General features: G+C 68.5%; 15 protein-coding genes. 3 read left to right on the forward strand and 12 right to left on the reverse strand.

Annotated elements, in window-relative coordinates; genetic code table 11:
- Positions 1-92 precede the first annotated feature (92 nt).
- Together E8P82_RS05395 and glnA are read right to left on the reverse strand one after the other, a co-directional pair.
- Entirely contained in the window at positions 93-3101 is a 3009-nt protein-coding gene (locus E8P82_RS05395) for a bifunctional [glutamine synthetase] adenylyltransferase/[glutamine synthetase]-adenylyl-L-tyrosine phosphorylase (protein WP_136453467.1), read from the reverse strand.
- A 41-nt stretch (positions 3102-3142) separates the two neighbouring features.
- Complete coding sequence (gene glnA, locus E8P82_RS05400) at positions 3143-4483, reverse strand: type I glutamate--ammonia ligase (RefSeq protein WP_136453468.1); 1341 nt, start codon at positions 4481-4483, stop codon at positions 3143-3145.
- A 161-nt stretch (positions 4484-4644) separates the two neighbouring features.
- On the opposite strand from glnA, the gene panB reads away from it, so the two are divergent.
- Positions 4645-5526, forward strand: coding sequence for a 3-methyl-2-oxobutanoate hydroxymethyltransferase (gene panB, locus E8P82_RS05405; RefSeq protein ID WP_136453469.1), 882 nt, complete (start codon positions 4645-4647; stop codon positions 5524-5526).
- Here the strand turns inward: panB and E8P82_RS05410 are convergent.
- Entirely contained in the window at positions 5523-5711 is a 189-nt protein-coding gene (locus tag E8P82_RS05410; protein WP_136453470.1) for an SPOR domain-containing protein, read from the reverse strand. The two genes, panB and E8P82_RS05410, sit on opposite strands and share 4 nt — an antisense overlap.
- Positions 5712-5807: 96 nt before the next feature.
- Here E8P82_RS05410 and map point away from each other — a divergent pair, with 96 nt between their 5' ends.
- Both map and ppgK read left to right on the forward strand, forming a co-directional pair.
- Positions 5808-6686: a type I methionyl aminopeptidase gene (gene map / locus E8P82_RS05415; RefSeq protein WP_136453471.1), complete on the forward strand. Its 879-nt coding sequence runs from the start codon at positions 5808-5810 to the stop codon at positions 6684-6686.
- An 86-nt stretch (positions 6687-6772) separates the two neighbouring features.
- Positions 6773-7585, forward strand: a complete 813-nt coding sequence (gene ppgK / locus E8P82_RS05420; protein WP_136453472.1) for a polyphosphate--glucose phosphotransferase — start codon at positions 6773-6775, stop codon at positions 7583-7585.
- 19 nt (positions 7586-7604) lie between these two features.
- Here ppgK and nrdR read toward each other — a convergent pair whose 3' ends face one another.
- The 9 genes from nrdR to E8P82_RS05465 form a co-directional block, all read right to left on the reverse strand.
- Positions 7605-8102, reverse strand: a complete 498-nt coding sequence (gene nrdR / locus E8P82_RS05425; RefSeq protein ID WP_136453473.1) for a transcriptional regulator NrdR — start codon at positions 8100-8102, stop codon at positions 7605-7607.
- Positions 8103-8175: 73 nt separating this feature from the next.
- Positions 8176-9579 carry a histidinol dehydrogenase gene (gene hisD, locus E8P82_RS05430; protein ID WP_246020972.1) on the reverse strand — a complete coding sequence of 468 codons (1404 nt, stop codon included), beginning with the start codon at positions 9577-9579 and terminating at the stop codon, positions 8176-8178.
- An 84-nt stretch (positions 9580-9663) separates the two neighbouring features.
- Positions 9664-10305, reverse strand: a complete 642-nt coding sequence (locus E8P82_RS05435) for a hypothetical protein (RefSeq protein ID WP_136453474.1) — start codon at positions 10303-10305, stop codon at positions 9664-9666.
- The gene (gene dnaE, locus E8P82_RS05440; RefSeq protein ID WP_281275772.1) at positions 10302-13841 is read right to left on the reverse strand and encodes a DNA polymerase III subunit alpha; all 3540 of its coding nucleotides are present in this window, start codon (positions 13839-13841) and stop codon (positions 10302-10304) included. The genes E8P82_RS05435 and dnaE overlap by 4 nt, the downstream gene beginning before the upstream one ends.
- A gap of 49 nt (positions 13842-13890) precedes the next feature.
- Positions 13891-14820 (reverse strand): RluA family pseudouridine synthase, encoded by a 930-nt coding sequence (locus tag E8P82_RS05445; RefSeq protein WP_136453520.1) that lies wholly within the window; start codon positions 14818-14820, stop codon positions 13891-13893.
- On the reverse strand, positions 14810-15385 hold the full coding sequence (gene lspA, locus E8P82_RS05450; RefSeq protein WP_246020987.1) for a signal peptidase II: 576 nt from the start codon (positions 15383-15385) through the stop codon (positions 14810-14812). Before lspA ends, E8P82_RS05445 begins: the two co-directional genes overlap by 11 nt.
- A 234-nt stretch (positions 15386-15619) precedes the next feature.
- Positions 15620-16348, reverse strand: a complete 729-nt coding sequence (locus E8P82_RS05455) for a DivIVA domain-containing protein (RefSeq protein WP_136453476.1) — start codon at positions 16346-16348, stop codon at positions 15620-15622.
- 146 nt (positions 16349-16494) lie between these two features.
- Positions 16495-16785 carry a YggT family protein gene (locus E8P82_RS05460; protein WP_136453477.1) on the reverse strand — a complete coding sequence of 97 codons (291 nt, stop codon included), beginning with the start codon at positions 16783-16785 and terminating at the stop codon, positions 16495-16497.
- A 59-nt stretch (positions 16786-16844) separates the two neighbouring features.
- Positions 16845-17363 carry a cell division protein SepF gene (locus tag E8P82_RS05465; protein ID WP_136453478.1) on the reverse strand — a complete coding sequence of 173 codons (519 nt, stop codon included), beginning with the start codon at positions 17361-17363 and terminating at the stop codon, positions 16845-16847.
- Positions 17364-17368 lie beyond the last annotated feature (5 nt).

A 17368-nucleotide genomic window follows, 5' to 3' on the forward strand; every position in this document is an offset into this window, starting at 1 on the left:
GATCGACCGTTCCCTCCCGGAGTCCACCGCCGGCGAGTGGGATCGGCGCAGCCCGACGACCAAGGCGCGCCCCGACGACAAGGGCCTGCGCGTCACTGCCCGTAGAAGTGCCGCTCGAAGATCGCCCTGCTCCGCCGCGTCAGCCTGAGATAGTCCTCCTCGAGATCGGCCCCCCGTCCTGGTCCGTAACCGCACCAGCGCGCCACGGCCTCGAGATCGCGGCGCGAGGACGGCAGCAGATCCGAGGCGCGTCCGCTCCAGATGACGATCGCCGCGCGAATGCGAGTGGCCAGGCTCCAGCCGGCCCGAAGGACCCGCACGTCCTCCTCGGGCAGCAGACCTGCGGCAGCTATCGCATCGAGCGCCGAGAGCGTGGACTGCACCCGGAGGGCAGGATCGGCGTGCGCGTGCTGCAACTGCAGGAGCTGGACGAGCCATTCGACGTCGCTGAGCGCTCCCCTGCCCAGCTTGAGGTGCCGGGACGGATCGGCGCCACGCGGGAGCCGCTCGGCCTCGACGCGAGCCTTGATCCGCCGGATCTCCCGCAGATCGGCCGGGCGGAGCTCCTCGGGATAGCGCACGTCCTGGATCAGAGCGAGGAAGTCGGCGGCGAGATCGTCGTCCCCGGCGAGCGGACGCGCCCGCAGCAGGGCCTGTGCCTCCCAGACGACCGACCAGCGCCGGTAGTACTCGCGATACGAGTCCAGGGACCGCACGATCACCCCCTGCTTGCCCTCCGGGCGTAGCGCCGCGTCGATCTCCAGCGGACGCTCGGCGAGGACGGGCGAGCCGGTCTGCTGGGTCAGGAGCGCGGCCAGACGGTTGACGATCCACTCCGCCTGCCTCTGCGCGGCAGCGGCATCGGCGTCGGGAAGCGGGCGGTGGACGTAGATGACGTCGGCATCGGACCCGTAGGTGATCTCGCGGCCGCCCTGGCGTCCCATGGCGACGACCACGACGTGCGTGAGTTGCTCCTCATCGGCGAACAGCTGCTTCTCGGCCACGTGCAGGGCTCCCAGGATCGCTGCGCGGTCGGTGTCGGACAGGGCCCGGCCGACCTCCGTCTGGGTCAGCAGCCCGGCGCTGTCGGCGATGGCGATCCGCAGCAGCTCGCGACGACGCATGAGCCGGATCAGCCGGATGGCCTCCGCGGGCTCGGGATGCCGCGACATCATGGAGTGGATCTCCTGCCACTGGGCGTCGAAGGACTCGGGGACGAGGGCGTCGTCCGAGCCCAGCCACCGCGTCGACTCGGGCGAGACCTCCAGCAGATCGGTGATGAACCGGCTGCTGGACAGAACGGCACTGAGCCGTTCCGCCGCGGCGTTGGAATCCCTGAGCATCCCGAGGTACCACGGGCTGTCACCGAGGGATTCGCTGAGTCGACGGAAGCCGAGGAGACCGGCGTCCGGGTCGACCCCGTCGGCGAACCACGCCAACAGGATCGGCAGCAGCTGCCGCTGCAGCAGGGCACGCCGGCGCAGGCCCTTGGTGAGCGCCCCGATGTGCTGCATCGCACCCCGGGGGTCCTGGTAGCCGAGGGCGGCCAGACGGGCCTGGGCGGCCTCGTCCGTCAGCTGCACGTCCTCGGGTTTGAGCGTGGCGGCGTTGTTGAGCAGCGGCCGGTAGAAGATCCTCTCGTGGAGCCGTCCGACGAGTCTGCGGGTGCGCTGCCATTTCTCCTGAAGATGCTGCCCGCTCGGCCGGACCATGACCACGGTCCCCTCCGAGGATCGCGCGAGGGCTCGCAGCGAGGCGTCGTCGTCGGGCATCAGGTGGGTCCTGCGCATCTGTACGAGCTGGATCCGGTGCTCGAGGACGCGGAGGTAGCGGTAGGCGTCGTCGAGGTCGCGCGCGTCCGACCGGCCCACGTACCCGGCAGCACTGAGCGCGGCGATCGCCGAGACGGTGTCCCTGGCCCGGATCGAGTCGTCGAGCCTGCCATGGACCAGCTGGAGCAGCTGCACGGTGAACTCGACGTCGCGCAGGCCTCCGCGCCCGAGCTTGAGCTGGCGATTCTGCTCGGTGGGCGGGATGTTCTCCGTCACGCGGCGGCGCATCGCACGGACTGCATCGACGAAACCCTCGTGCTGCGAGGACGTCCAGACGAACGGCGCGATCGCGCCCTCGTAGCGCTCACCCAGTCCGGGGTCTCCCGCCACGGCCCTGGCCTTGAGCAGGGCCTGGAACTCCCAGGTCTTCGCCCACCGCTCGTAGTAGGAGACATGGGATTCGAGTGTGCGGACGAGCTGGCCGTCCTTGCCCTCCGGGCGCAGGTTCGCATCGACCTCCCAGAGTGCCGGCTCCGGTCCGGGCGAGTAGACGCCGCGCGCCATGGCCGTGGCCAGTCCTGTCCCGATCCGCGTCAGCATCGTCTCGTCGAGGTCATCGCCCTCGACGACGTAGACCACGTCCACGTCGGAGATGTAGTTCAGTTCCCGCGCGCCGCACTTGCCCATCGCGATGACCGCGAGCTTGACCTGCGCCACCGTCTCCACCGGGTAGACCGCACCGAGATCCGCCCGTGCGACGGCGAGGGAGGCCTCGAGCGCAGCGGCCGCGAGGTCCGCGAGTTCACGTGCGACGACGGGCAGGTAGTCCTCCGGGCTGCTGTGGCACAGATCGCGGACCGCGAGATCCGTGACCAGCCTCCGGTACAGGACGCGCAGGGCGCGATGGGCCTCGACACCGTGCCGTCCCGCCACGGGATTGTCCTGGGTCGGGTCGGCGTCGACCTCCCGGAGCAGCTGCTCCCTGAGGGCCGCCGGATCCACCAATGCCGGGATCCCGGCATCGGCACGGACGACGTCGAGATGCTCGGGATGGCGCATGAGGAACTCGGCGAGCGACTCGGTGGCCCCCAGCAGCGTGAACAGCGGCCCGCGCCGGTCGCTGTCGGAGAACGCAGCGGACACGGCGCCGCGATCGACCGCGAGCAGCCGCACGAGGGACTGCAGCGCAAGATCGGGGTTGGCCGCCACGGCGAGGCCCTCGAAGAGCCGGTCCTCGTCCAGCCCCTCGAGCTCGGGTGCCTCGAGGAAGCGCCGGCTCTTCTCGAGATCCGTGAAGCCGTAGGTGATCAACTTGCGGTTGAGGCTCATGGACCAACCCTAGCGATGCCCGGTAGGCGTCCTGGCGGCCCCTAGAGAATGCCGAGATTCCGGCGCAGCTCGTAGGGTGTGACCTCGATGCGGTAGTCGTGCCATTCGGCGCGCTTGTTGCGCAGGAAGTTCTCGAAGACCTGCTCCCCCAGGATGTCTGCCACCAGTTCGGACTCCTCCATCACGCCGATGGCATCGTGGAGGCTCGAGGGCAGGGGGTCGTGGCCCATGGCGCGCCGTTCCGCGGGAGTGAGGGACCAGACGTCCTCCTCGGCGGCGGGCGGGAGCTCGTAGCCCTCCTCGATCCCCTTCAGACCCGCCCCGAGCAGCACCGAGTAGGCGAGGTAGGGGTTGCTCGCGGAATCGATGCCGCGGTACTCGACGCGGGCCGACTGGTCCTTGTTGGGCTTGTAGAGCGGTACGCGGAGCAGCGCCGACCTGTTGTTGTGGCCCCAGGACAGATGACTGGGTGCTTCGCCACCGCCCCACAGGCGCTTGTAGGAATTGACGAACTGGTTCGTCACGGCCGTGAACTCGGGTGCGTGCCGGAGGATGCCGGCGATGAACTGACGCGCGGTCCGGGACAACTGGAACTCGGCACCGGGTTCGAAGAACGCGTTGGTGTCGCCCTCGAAGAGGGAGAAATGCGTGTGCATCCCGGACCCGGGATGCTCGGAGAAGGGCTTGGGCATGAACGTGGCGTAACTGCCCGAGGAGAGCGCCACCTCCTTGATGATGGTGCGGAAGGTCATGATGTTGTCGGCGGTCTGCAGCGCATCGGCGTACCGCAGGTCGATCTCGTTCTGGCCCGGGCCTGCCTCGTGGTGGCTGAACTCCACCGAGATGCCGACCGACTCGAGCATCGAGACCGCCCTGCGCCGGAAGTCCTGGGCCACGCCCCCGGGAACGTGATCGAAGTAGCCGGCCTCGTCCACGGGCACGGGTTGACCGTCGGGTCCGAGCTCGGACGATTCGAGCAGGTAGAACTCGATCTCCGGGTGCGTGTAGCAGGTGAAGCCCATGTCGGCCGCCCGGGCGAGGGTCTTCTTCAGCACACCGCGGGGATCGGCCGTGGACGGTTGCCCGTCGGGGGTCAGGATGTCGCAGAACATGCGTGAGGTCTGCTCCGTCTCGCCACGCCACGGCAGGATCTGGAAGGTGGAGGGATCCGGCTGGGCCAGCATGTCCGACTCGTACACCCGTGCGAGACCCTCGATCGAGGATCCGTCGAAGCCCAGGCCCTCCTCGAAGGCCCCCTCCACCTCGGCCGGCGCGAGCGCCACGGACTTCAGGGAGCCGACGACGTCGGTGAACCACAGCCGGACGAAGCGGATGTCGCGCTCCTCGATGGTGCGCAGTACGAACTCCTGCTGCCGGTCCATGCCAACCCCGTTTCCTCGTGCGATGTCCGCAGCGCGCCGGTCCGGACGACGGAACGTCCGCAGGCCTCCTGCGATCCATACTCTACTGACCCGCGATCCACCGGCGTGCTGCACCGGGGAGCAGCTGCGCCACACGCGGAGCAGCACGCTAGTCTCATCCCATGACTTCCGCTGAGCTTCCCGCCCCCTACGGCGAAGGAGTGGCCGCGCCCGGTTCCGCCGCCCACGCCTCCGACCCTGCGAAGCGTCCGGGCAGGATCCGGCTCCACCATCTGCAGCAGGCCAAGGACGAGGGCCGGCGCTTCGCCATGCTGACGGCGTACGACCAGTACGCCGCGCAGGTCTTCGACGAAGCGGGCGTCGAGGTGCTGCTCGTGGGCGATTCGGCGGCCAACAACGTCCTGGGTCATGCGACCACCCTGCCCATCACGCTCGATGAGATGATCCTGTTCAGCCGGACCGTGAGCCTGGCGGCACGACGCGCCCTCGTGGTCGCGGATCTGCCGTTCGGCAGCTACGAGGTCTCTGCGGAACAGGCCGTCGAGTCCGCCGTCCGCCTCCTCAAGGAAGGGCTCGTGCACGCCGTCAAGATGGAGGGCAGCGCACAGTACGCCGACACGGTGCGCGCTCTCGTGAAGGCGGGCATCCCGGTGATGGCACACATCGGCTTCACCCCGCAGAGCGAGCACGCTCTCGGCGGCTACCGTGTCCAGGGTCGTGGCCAGACCGCGGAGCGCCTCAGGGACGACGCGCTGATCCTGGCCGGAGCCGGTGCCTTCTGTGTCCTGATGGAGATGGTACCGGCGGACGTGGCCCGGGAGATCGACGCGGCCCTGCAGGTGCCCACCATCGGCATCGGGGCCGGATCCGGCACCACCGGTCAGGTCCTGGTGTGGCAGGACATGGCGGGACTGCGGGGCGGGCGGGCAGCGACGTTCGTCAAGCAGTACGCGGATCTGCGCGGCACGCTCTCCGACGCGGCCCGAACCTTCGCGGACGAGGTCCGGTCCGGGACGTTCCCCGGACCGGAGCACAGCTTCTAGTCCGTCACGGGCCTGGAGGTCCCCCAGCCGCCGTCGTCGTCCCACGCCTCGTTGCGCTCCTGGACCTTCTGCAGGGCGTTCTCCGCCTCGGCCCTGGTCGGGTACGGCCCGATCAGCTGCTTCCAGTCCGACTGCCGATCCTCCTCCACCTCACGCGTGCGCACGTTGTACCAGTACTCGCTCATATCGACCTCCGCTCACGGGCCAGCGCCCAGCTCCGACGGACCGGCTCCGGTGCCGGGTTCCGGCTGCCCGTTCCGGTCCGCTATAGGATCAAGGGTATGCCCCAGTCTTCAGCAACCGCTCCCCTCGGGACCCTGACCCCGGGGACCGTCTCGCCACCACGGAAGGTTCCGGGGAACATCGCGAGGCCCGAGTACGTGGGACGCAAGGCCCCCGAACCCTTCACCGGCTCCGAGGTGAAGACGCCCGAGGTGATCGAGAGGATCCGCCGGGCGGGCACGATCGCGGCCCGGGCCATCGTCGAGGTCGGTCGGCATGCGAAGCCCGGGGTCACCACCGACGAGCTGGACCGGGTGGGACACGAGTTCCTCCTCGACCACGGCGCCTATCCGTCGACGCTGGGCTACCGCGGCTTCCCGAAGTCCCTGTGTTCGTCCCTGAACGAGGTAATCTGCCACGGCATCCCCGATTCGACGGTCATCGCCGAGGGCGACATCCTGAACATCGACATCACGGCGTTCAAGGACGGTGTGCACGGGGACACCAACCGCACCTTCTGCATCGGCGAGGTCGACGAGCAGTCCCGGCTCCTCGTGGAGCGGACGGAGGAGTCGCTGAACCGGGCCATCCGCTCGGTGGCACCGGGGCGGCAGATCAATGTGATCGGCCGGACCATCGAGTCCTATGCCAGGCGCTTCGGGTACGGTGTGGTGCGCGACTTCACCGGACATGGGGTGGGAGAAGCGTTCCACACCGGACTCATCATCCCCCACTACGACGCCGCCCCCGCGTACGAACGCGTCATGGAACCGGGCATGGTGTTCACCATCGAACCGATGCTCACCCTCGGGACCATCGACTGGACCATGTGGGACGACGACTGGACCGTCGTCACGCGGGACAGGAAGCGGACCGCGCAGTTCGAGCACACACTCGTCGTCACCGATCAGGGCGCCGAGGTCCTGACTCTTCCCTAGCACGGCACAGCGGTGCGGACCCCGCCCGGCGGGCTCCGCACGTCACATCCATTCCGGCACGCACCGACACATCATGAGGGGCAGACATGGCCAAGCACACGGGCAAGAAGAAATCGGCGAAGCTCCCGGGATCGGTCATCGGCGTCGATATCGGCGGAACGGGCATCAAGGGCGGCATCGTGGACCTCGAGAAGGGCTCCATGATCGGTGATCGCTACCGCATCCCGACACCCCAGCCCGCCACGCCGGAAGCCGTCGCCGAGGTGGTCCGCCAGATCGTCGTCGAACTCTCGTCGCGTCCGGAGGCTCCTGACGCGGACGGTCCGGTGGGCGTCACGTTCCCCGCGATCATCCAGCACGGCGTGGCGCGGTCCGCGGCGAATGTCGACAAGAGCTGGGTCGACACCGACGTCGACGCCCTCTTCACCGAGGTGCTCGGACGCGAGGTGCGCGTCATGAACGACGCCGACGCAGCGGGTCTCGCCGAGGTCCGGTACGGCGCGGGCAAGGGCAGGAAGGGCACCGTTCTCGTGATCACCCTCGGCACCGGCATCGGCTCGGCGTTCATCTTCGACGGCAAGCTCGTGCCCAACGCCGAACTGGGGCACCTGGAGATCGACGGGCACGACGCCGAGACGAAGGCCTCCGCAGTGGCACGCGAACGCGACGGCATCAGCTGGGAGGACTACGCGGTGCGCCTGCAGCGCTACTTCTCCCACGTCGAGTTCCTCTTCTCGCCCGAGCTGTTCATCGTCGGGGGCGGCATCTCCAAGCGTGGCAACGAGTACCTGCCCCTGCTCGACCTGCGGACGCCGATCATGGTGGCCCAGCTGAAGAACCACGCCGGTATCGTGGGCGCGGCACTCCAGGCCGCACTGGTGGTCGAGCAGGACGAGTAGTGAGTGCCCGCCGGAGGTGCTAGCGCGCGGTCAGTGGGCGCTGCGCTCCGGTGGGTACGCGGCCCGCGTCCTCGTTCTGCCGGCGCAGTGCGTCGATGGCTTCCTCGAAGTCCTCCAGGGACTCGAAGCCCCGGTACACACTGGCGAAACGCAGGTACGCGATCTGATCGAGCCTTCGCAGTGGTTCGAGGATGGCCAGCCCCACCTCGTGCGCGTCGATCTCGGCGACCCCGCTGGCACGGATGTTCTCCTCGACCTCCTGTGCCAGCAGGGCCAGATCGTCCTCGGTGACGGGGCGGCCCTGACACGCCTTGCGAACGCCGTTGATGATCTTCGACCTGCTGAACGGTTCGGACGCCCCGGAGCGTTTGACGACGCTGAGGCTCGTGGTCTCGACGGTGCTGAAGCGCCGACCGCAGTGGGGGCACTGACGGCGGCGGCGAATGGCCGAGCCGTCGTCGGCCAGACGGCTGTCCACCACCCTGGAATCGGGATTGCGGCAGTACGGACAGTACACGGCACCACCTCAGCTCGATCCGGTCTCTCATGTCAGTTTAGAACCCCGGGCAACCGAACTACAACACTGTCATTCAGCGCGGTCGTTCGGCGCCGGTCCCGGTCTCCGGAAGGGCCTCGTCGTCCCCGGCGCGGAAGCGGGCGGAGACGGCCTCGCCGTGCGCCGGGAGATTCTCCGCCTCGGCCAGGGTGATGATCGACGAGGAGACCTCCTGGAGGGCGGCGCGGTCGTAGTCGATCAGCTGGACCGCCCGGAGGAAGGTCGTCACGTTCAGTCCCGAGGCGAAGGCTGCCGTCCCGCCGGTGGGCAGCACGTGGTTCGATCCGGCGCAGTAGTCCCCGAGGCTGACCGGGCTGTACGCACCGATGAAGATGGCCCCTGCGTTGCGTATCCGGCGGGCCACGAGCCCGGCGTCGAGCGTATGGATCTCCAGGTGTTCCGCGGCGTACGCATCGCACACCGCGATACCGGCCTCGAGGTCGTCGACCAGCAGCACACCGGACTGCGGCCCGGACAGCGCGGTGCGCACGCGCTCGGCGTGACGGGTGCGTGCCACGCGTGAGTGCAGGGCGGCGCGGACGGCGGCGGCGAGCTCGACGGAATCGGTCACGAGCACCGACGCGGCCTGCGGATCGTGTTCGGCCTGGCTCACGAGGTCGGCCGCCACGAGATCGGCGTCGGCGCTCGCGTCGGCGAGGATCGCGATCTCCGTGGTGCCGGCCTCGGAGTCTATGCCCACCCTGCCCCTGACGAGGCGCTTGGCGGTCGCCACGAACACGTTCCCCGGGCCCGTGATCACGTCCACGGGGTCGATCCGGCCGCCGGCACCGGGTTCGTCCTCGATGCCGTGGGCGAGGGCGGCCACGGCCTGGGCTCCGCCCATCGCGTACACCTCGGTGACGCCGAGCATCGACGCCGCCGCGAGGATCACAGGATGCGGCCATCCGCCGTGCTCCTGCTGCGGTGGTGAGGCCAGGGCGATCGACCCGACGCCGGCGGCCTGCGCCGGCACCACGTTCATCACGACCGAGGACGGGTACACGGCCAGGCCGCCGGGAACGTAGAGCCCTACCCGGTCCACCGCGACCCACGTCTGGGTGAGCCGCGCCCCGGGTGCCAGTTCCACGTCGACGGCCTGCGGGAGCTGGGCTTCGGCGAACAGGCGTGCACGGCGGATGGCTTCCTGCAGTGCCGTCCGTACGTCGTCGTCCAGCGCATCGGTGGCGGCGTCGATGACGTCCCTGGGCACGCGGGGGTGCTCCCGGTCCACGCCGTCGAAGCGCAGGGCGAGGGAGCGCAGGGCAGCGAACCCGCCTGCTCTGACCTCGTCGATGATCGCCTGCACGGCGGGCTCGGCGGACCCGGCATCGGCAGCAGCACGCGGCATGGCCTGCTTCAGCTCCGCCGGAGCCAGTGAATGACCGCGCAGGTCGATGGTCCGGAAGTCGAGGGCGGTGGCACTGGCCGTGTGAGTCACCCCGGAAGTCTACCGGGCCTCGCCCTGCCGCACAGGGTTCCTACCCGCACACCCGGCACCGATCACCGGGCGTGCGTCCCCGGGTCAGGACCGGCGGCGGGCCAGACCGATCAGGGCGACGACGAAGACGACGATCGCCGTCGTGGCGGGCCAGATGGCGAGCGCGCCGTAGGAGGCCAGGGCGAAGTCGGAACCGGGTAGTCCCACCCGACCGTCCGGGCCGAGGAGGGAGGCCAGTCCCTGCCCGACCCCGAGGGCCAGGAGCGAGCCGATGACGGATCCTCCGAGCGCCGCCGTGATCCGAGGCACGACCGCCGGGAGCGAGAGCCGCAGGGCGAGGACGACGCCGATCGTGACTCCGGCCACCAGCTCCAATCCGGCGAAGGCCAGATCCCGCAGCACCCATTGGGTGGAGACGGTGGGGTCGCCGAAGATCCGTCCGGTGGGAGCCAGGAGCCACCATGTCACGCCGACGAGGACCCCGAGAAGGATGGTGGAGCCGAGCCACCACAGCACGCCGGCCGGCGGTGCCGACCGCCGGTCCTCGGCCGGCGAATAGACGGACGGCGGGTAGACGGACGGCGGGTAGACGGGCGGCGGGTAGACGGGCGGCGGGTAGGTGGAGGCTGCCGTGTCCGGGCTCCGGCTGACGTGCGTGGTCCCACCGTCGACCGCGCCCGTCCGGGCGCCGGCGCCGCGATTGCGCCTCCTGCGCGCGCTCGTCATGCGTCCAGGCAGGCGGGGCCCAGCAGCACCTTCAGATCACCGAAGAGACCGGGCGTGGGGGTGACCCGCAGATCCACCCCCAGCTTCATGATCTCCACCGTGCGTGAGCTGTTGAGCCGGATCAGGACCTCGCTGGTGCCCGGGTGCGTCCGCAGCACATCACCGAGCGCGCTCACCGCGCTCTCGGTGGCCTTGTGCTGTGCCATGGAGATGACCACGGGTCCCGAGTGCCCACTGCTGAGATCCGGCACCGTGAGTTCCTGCGCGTTGAGCATGACCGCGCCGTCGTCGCGCCGTTGCAGGCGGCCGCGCACCACCACGATGAGGTCCTCCGCGAGGACCCCGGAGATGGGACCGTACACCTGCCCGAAGAACATGACCTCCATGGACCCGGCCAGGTCCTCGATCTCGGCGCGCGCGTACGCGTTGCCGCTGTTCTTGGCGATCCTGCGCTGCAGTGAGGTGATCATGCCTGCGATCGTGACGGTCGCGCCGTCGGGAGGGCCCTCCTCCCCGACGATCGACGTGATGGCGGAGTCGGCGTGCTGGGAGAGGATTCCCTCCAGCCCCTGCAGCGGGTGGTCGGAGACGTAGAGACCCAGCATGTCGCGCTCGAAGGAGAGCTTGTCCTTCTTGTCCCACTCCGGGAGATCGGGCACCTCCACGGACAGGGAACCCACCGAGCCCGGTCCGTCGTCGAAGGCGCTGAACAGGTCGAACTGGTTCGCGGCCTCGTTGCGCTTGAGGACGATCACCGAGTCCACGGCCTCCTCGTGGATCATCGCCAGCGCCCGGCGGGGATGCCTCAGGGAGTCGAAGGCACCGGCCTTGATCAGGGATTCGATGGTGCGCTTGTTGCAGACGACGGCGGGTACCTTCTGCAGGAAATCGCCGAACGAGGTGAAGGCACCCAGCTCATTCCGCGCGCCCACCATGGCCCCCACCACGTTCGCGCCCACGTTGCGGATGGCTCCCATGCCGAAGCGGATGTCCCTGCCGACCGGGGTGAAGTCCACGCTCGACTCGTTCACGTCCGGCGGCAGGACGGTTATGCCCATGCGGCGGCACTCGTTGAGGTAGACGGCGAGCTTGTCCTTGTCATCGCCCACGCTCGTCAGTAGGGCGGCCATGTACTCCGCGGGGTAGTGGGCCTTGAGGTAGGCCGTCCAGTAGGAGACCAGACCGTAGGCCGCGGTGTGGGCCTTGTTGAAGGCGTAGTCCGAGAAGGACTCGAGCACGGTCCACAGTTTGTCCATCGCGGCCTGCGAGTAGCCGTTGGCCTTCATGCCGGCGAAGAAGTCGGCCTGCTGCTTGTCCAGCTCGGACTTCTTCTTCTTGCCCATGGCGCGGCGGAGCATGTCCGCCTGGCCGAGCGTGAAGTTCGCCAGCTTCTGCGCGGCGCTCATCACCTGCTCCTGGTATACGATCAGGCCGTAGGTGCCACCGAGGATCTCCTCGAGCGGGCCCTCGAGTTCGGGGTGGATCGGCTCGATCTCCTGCAGGCCGTTCTTCCGCAGGGCGTAGTTCGTGTGCGAGTTCACGCCCATGGGCCCCGGCCGGTACAGCGCCAGGACGGCGGAGATGTCCTCGAAGTTGTCGGGGCGCATGAGCTTGAGCAGGGAGCGCATGGGGCCGCCGTCGAGCTGGAAGACGCCGAGCGTGTCACCGCGGGCCAAGAGTTCGTAGGATGCCGTGTCGTCGAGTTCGAGGTCCTCGAGGACGAGGTCCTCGCCCTTGTTGGCGAGGATGTTCTCCACAGCGTCCGTGATGATCGTCAGGTTCCGCAGCCCGAGGAAGTCCATCTTGATCAGGCCGAGGCCCTCGCACGTCGGGTAGTCGAACTGGGTGATGATCTGGCCGTCCTGCTCACGGCGCATGATCGGGATGATGTCGATCAGCGGGTCGGAGGACATGATCACACCGGCGGCGTGGACACCCCACTGGCGCTTGAGCCCCTCGAGCCCGAGCGCGGTCTCGAACACCTTCTCGGACTCGGCGTCGGTCCGCAGGAGCTCGCGCAGTTCCTCGGCCTCGGAGTAGCGCTTGGCCTCCCTGTTGTGCACGTCGGCCAGGGCCAGTCCCTTGCCCATCACGTCCGGCGGCATCGCCTTGGTGAGGCGCTCTCCCGTGGAGAACGGGTAGCCCATGACGCGCGAGGAGTCCTTGAGTGCCTGCTTCGCCTTGATGGTGCCGTAGGTGACGATCATGGCCACGCGCTCGTCGCCGTACTTCTCGGTCACGTAGCGGATGACCTCGGAGCGGCGCCGATCATCGAAGTCGACGTCGAAGTCGGGCATGGACACGCGCTCGGGGTTCAGGAAGCGCTCGAAGATCAGTCCGTGCTTCAGGGGGTCGAGATCGGTGATGCGCATGGCGTAGGCCACCATGGACCCGGCACCCGAGCCGCGCCCGGGACCGACCCGGATCCCGTTGTCCTTGGCCCAGTTGATGAAGTCGGCGACCACGAGGAAGTAGCCGGGGAAGCCCATCTGGGTGATGACACCCACCTCGAACTCGGCCTGCCTGCGGACGTCGTCGGGCACGCCGGCGGGGTACCGGTAGTGCAGCCCCGTCTCGACCTCCTTGACGAACCAGGACTGCTCGTTCTCCCCCTCGGGTACGGGGAAGCGCGGCATGTAGTTGGCCTTGGTGTTGAACTCGACGTCGCACCGCTCGGCGATGAGCAGCGTGTTGTCGCACGCCTCGGGGTGGTCGCGGAAGATGGCCCGCATCTCGGCGGGCGACTTCAGGTAGAACTCGTTGGTGTCGAACTTGAAGCGCTTCGGATCGGCCAGCGTGGACCCGGACTGCACGCACAGAAGAGCCTCGTGCGCCTTCGAGTCCTCGGCGTGCGTGTAGTGGAGGTCGTTGGTGGCGACGAGCGGCAGGCCGAGCTCCTTCGCGAGCCGGATCAGGTCCGCCTTGACGTTCCGCTCGATGTCCAGCCCGTGATCCATCAGCTCGCAGAAGTAGTTCTCCGCGCCGAAGATGTCCCGGAAGTCGGAGGCGGCCTGCTTCGCCTCGTCGTACAGTCCGAGCCTGAGCTTGGTCTGCACCTCCCCCGAGGGACACCCCGTGGTCGCGATGAGGCCCTTCCCGTAGGTCTGCAGCAGATCCCGGTCCATGCGCGGTTTGTAGAGGTAGCCCTCGAGGGAGGCGAGCGAGGACATGCGGAAGAGGTTGTGCATGCCGCCCGTGGTCTCGGACCAGAGGGTCATATGGGTGTACGCACCGGCACCGGAGACGTCGTCGCGCCCTCCCCCGCCCCACTTCACCCGGGTCCGGTCACCGCGCGCGGTTCCCGGGGTGAGATAGGCCTCGACGCCGATGATCGGCTTGATACCGGCCGTGGTGGCCTTGTTCCAGAAGTCGAAGGCGCCGAAGACGAACCCGTGGTCCGTGGTGGCCAGGGCCGTCATCCCGAGTTCCTCGGTGTGGCTGAAGAGATCGGTCAGCCGGGCCGCGCCGTCGAGCATCGAGTACTCGGTGTGGTTGTGGAGATGGACGAAGGAATCGGGTGATGCTGGAGTAGCCACGGAGCAAGTCTAGTGCTGCTCGCCCTGGGACCGCTCCCCGGACGGTTCCTCAGACGAGCCCCTCCGACAGCGCCATGAGCGCGTAGGCGAGATCCACCGGGTAGCCGCTCGTGACTCTCACCTGTTCCCCGGTCCGGGGGTGCACGAAGCCGAGCTCGTGGGCGTGCAGCCACTGCCGCGTGAGCCCGAGCTCGGCGGCGAGCCGCGGATCGGCTCCGTAGGTCAGGTCCCCCGCGCAGGGGTGGTGCAGGGCGGAGAAGTGCACCCGGATCTGGTGTGTCCTGCCCGTCTCCAGGTGGACCTCCACGAGACTCGCACGGCCGAAGGCCTCCAGGACCTCGTAGTGGGTGCGCGAGTCCCGCCCGCCCTCCATCACGGCGAAACGCCACTCGTGGTGGGGGTGGCGCCCGATGGGCGCATCGATGGTGCCCCTGAGCGGTTCCGGTAATCCCTGGACGACGGCGTGGTAGACCTTGTCCACCGTCCGTTCCCTGAAGGCCTGCTTGAGCGCCGTGTAGGCCCTCTCCGTCTTGGCGACGACCATCGCCCCCGACGTACCGACGTCGAGCCGGTGGACGATGCCGGCCCGCTCGGGAGCACCGGAGGTGGCGATCCGGCACCCGGCGGCGGCAAGGGCACCCACGACGGTCGGCCCCACCCATCCCGGCGACGGGTGCGCGGCAACGCCGACGGGCTTGTCGACGACGACGAAGTCCTCGTCGTCGAGCAGGATCCCCATGCCGTCCACGGCCTCCGGGATCACCCGGTGCCCGTCCGCCGGGTCGGGGACATCGACGTCGATCCGGTCCCCCGCCCTGACCCGGTCGGACTTCACGAGGCGCTCGCCGTCGCGCAGCACCCGTCCGTCGGCGCACCACTGGGCGACGGCGGAGCGGGAGACGCCGAGCAGGCGGGCGAGGACGGAGTCCAGGCGCTCTCCTGCATCCGCCTCGTCGATGACGATCCGGTCACTGCTCATCGTCACTGCTCTCACCGTGATCACGGCGCTGCTGCCCGGGCGTCCCGACGTCACCGACGTCGCCGACGGCAGCTTCGTCCTTCGCCTTCCGGCCGCCGTCCGGGTCGATACCGCGCAGCGTCTGCAGGACGATCAGTACCACGCCGCAGACGACGGCGGAGTCCGCGATGTTGAAGATCGCGAAGTTCGGCAGCGCGATGAAGTCCACCACGTGGCCCTGTCCGAAGGAGGGCTCCCTGAACAATCGGTCGGTGAGATTGCCGAGCGCACCCCCGAGGACGAGCCCGAGTGCCACCGCCCAGAGCCAGGATGCGACCCTGCGGACCTGGAGGACGATCGCGACCGAGACGAGGACCATGATGATGGTGAAGACCCAGGTGTAGTCGGTGCCGATCGAGAACGCGGCTCCGGGGTTGCGGATGAAACGCCAGCTCAGCAGTGGCGGCAGCACCGGGATCACGTCACCCTCGTCCATGGCGGAGACCACCCACCACTTCGTGAGCTGATCGAGGAGGTAGATCACGAGAGTACACAGGACGAGCACGAGCCCGTGACGCTTCGGCACGGAGCGCCTGCTGCCGCGGCCGTCAGCGGCGGTGGCCCCGGTCCCGGCCCGTGGTGCCGTCGGGGGTCCGTCGTCGGCGCCGTCCTGCGCGAAGGGGTTCTGGGTCACTGGTCCTCCAGGGTAGGGATGCCGGGTCGCCGTGCCCGGAGGTCGGGACGGCGGAAGGGTCGGTCGCCGGGACATGCCCGGAGACCGACCCTTCGCGTGGCTGCTGTCGACCGGAGGGGTCGCCCTCTACGAGGCCGAGGTGTTCGAGACGACGGATCCGGTGACGTCGAGATCGCGCAGCTGACCCTCGATGTAGTCCTTCAGGCGTGAGCGGTAGTCGCGCTCGAATCCGCGGAGCTGCTCCACCTTGCGTTCCAGGACGCTCTTGTCCTCCTCGAGGGCCCCGAGGGTCCTGCGACTTGTCTCCTCGGCGCTGTCGACGAGAGTGGTGGCCTCGCGCTGCGCCTCGGCGATGATCTTGTCGCGCTGCTCGACGCCGGCGTTGACGTACTCGTCGTGCAGTCGCTGCGCCATGGCGAGGACACCGGCCGCGGACTCGGCAGTGTCGGTGGTCCTGTCGGAGGTCCCTGCGGTGGCCGAGGCGCTGGTTGTTCCGCTGTCGGCGGTGTCCTGGTCCGCGGTGGTCGGAGCGGCCACCTCGGACGCGGGTGCTTCGGAGACCGGCTGCACCGCAACGGAGTCGACACCGGTGGTGGTCGTCGGACCGCCATCGGCCCCTGCGGACGACACGCCCGCGGTCTGCGCGCCGGCGCTGACGGGAGCCGGCACGGCCCCGTTCGCATCCGCCGATCCGCCTGCCGCCGTGCGGCGCAGTTCCTCGTTCTCCTGGTTCAGGCGGCGCAGCTCGACGACGATCTCGTCCAGGAAGTCGTCCACCTCGTCCTGGTCGTAGCCTTCGCGGAACTTGGTCGGCTGGAATCTCTTGTTGACAACGTCTTCCGGCGTCAAAGCCATCGGATCACCTCTTCTGCTGGGTGCAGGTCCGCCCGAGGGAGCGCACGCTGCTGCGATATCGGTTCATGGGCGCGACCGGATGGGCCGTACCGGGCTGTGGATCAGCGTATATCTTCTGAAACTGCATCATGAAACGGGTCAGGATGCTAGGTCGCGAGCCGGGCCGAGACGGACATCAGGATCACGACGAGGATGAACAGGACCAGGAAGGCCAGGTCGAGCTGGACCCCGCCCAGACGCAGCGGCGGGATCAGCCGCCGCAGTGCCCTGATCGGTGGATCGGTCACCGAGTACACCCCGGAGGCGAGGACGAGGGCGAGCTTGCGGGGCCGCCAGTCGCGCGCGAAACTCTGTACGGCGTCGTAGATGATGCGCAGGATCAGGGCGAGCTGGAACAGCATCAGTACGAGGTAGATCAGTGCGAATACCAAACTCACAGAGCAGTTCCAGTCCTTCGGGCCTTCGGTATAGGACGCGACCTCGAGGGCCACGGGGCTCAGCTCTGGTTGAAGAAGCTGGTCTGTCCTTCGCTTGCCTTCAGGTCTTCGCCGAGAACTTCAATATACGACGGCGAGAGCAGGAACACCTTATTGGTGACTCGTTCTATGCTGCCGTGCAGGCCGAAGACGAGACCGGCCGAGAAGTCCACGAGGCGCTTGGCATCGGCCTCCGCCATGTCCGTGACGTTCATGATGACCGGGATCTGGTCCCTGAAGCTCTCTCCGATGAGCTTCGCGTCATTGTAGGAGCGGGGGTGGATCGTGGTGATCTGGCGCAGGCTCGTGGAGTCCTCGCGGGAGGACGGAGCACGCCTGATCGGTGTGACGGGCGCACGGTACTCCTCGACGGACGCTATGCGCGTGGCACCGGGTGCGGGCTCGAAACGGCGTTCGTCGCGATCGTGATCCACTGGGTCCTCGTTCCTGCCGTGCTGGGTGCTCGCTTCGGGGTCGTACTGCTCGTCACCGTCGGCGAGGCCGAGGTAGATCATCGTCTTGCGCAGTGCGCCGGCCATGGTGG

This window comes from Arthrobacter echini, assembly GCF_004803505.1.
In the GTDB taxonomy this organism is placed as follows: domain Bacteria; phylum Actinomycetota; class Actinomycetes; order Actinomycetales; family Micrococcaceae; genus Arthrobacter_D; species Arthrobacter_D echini.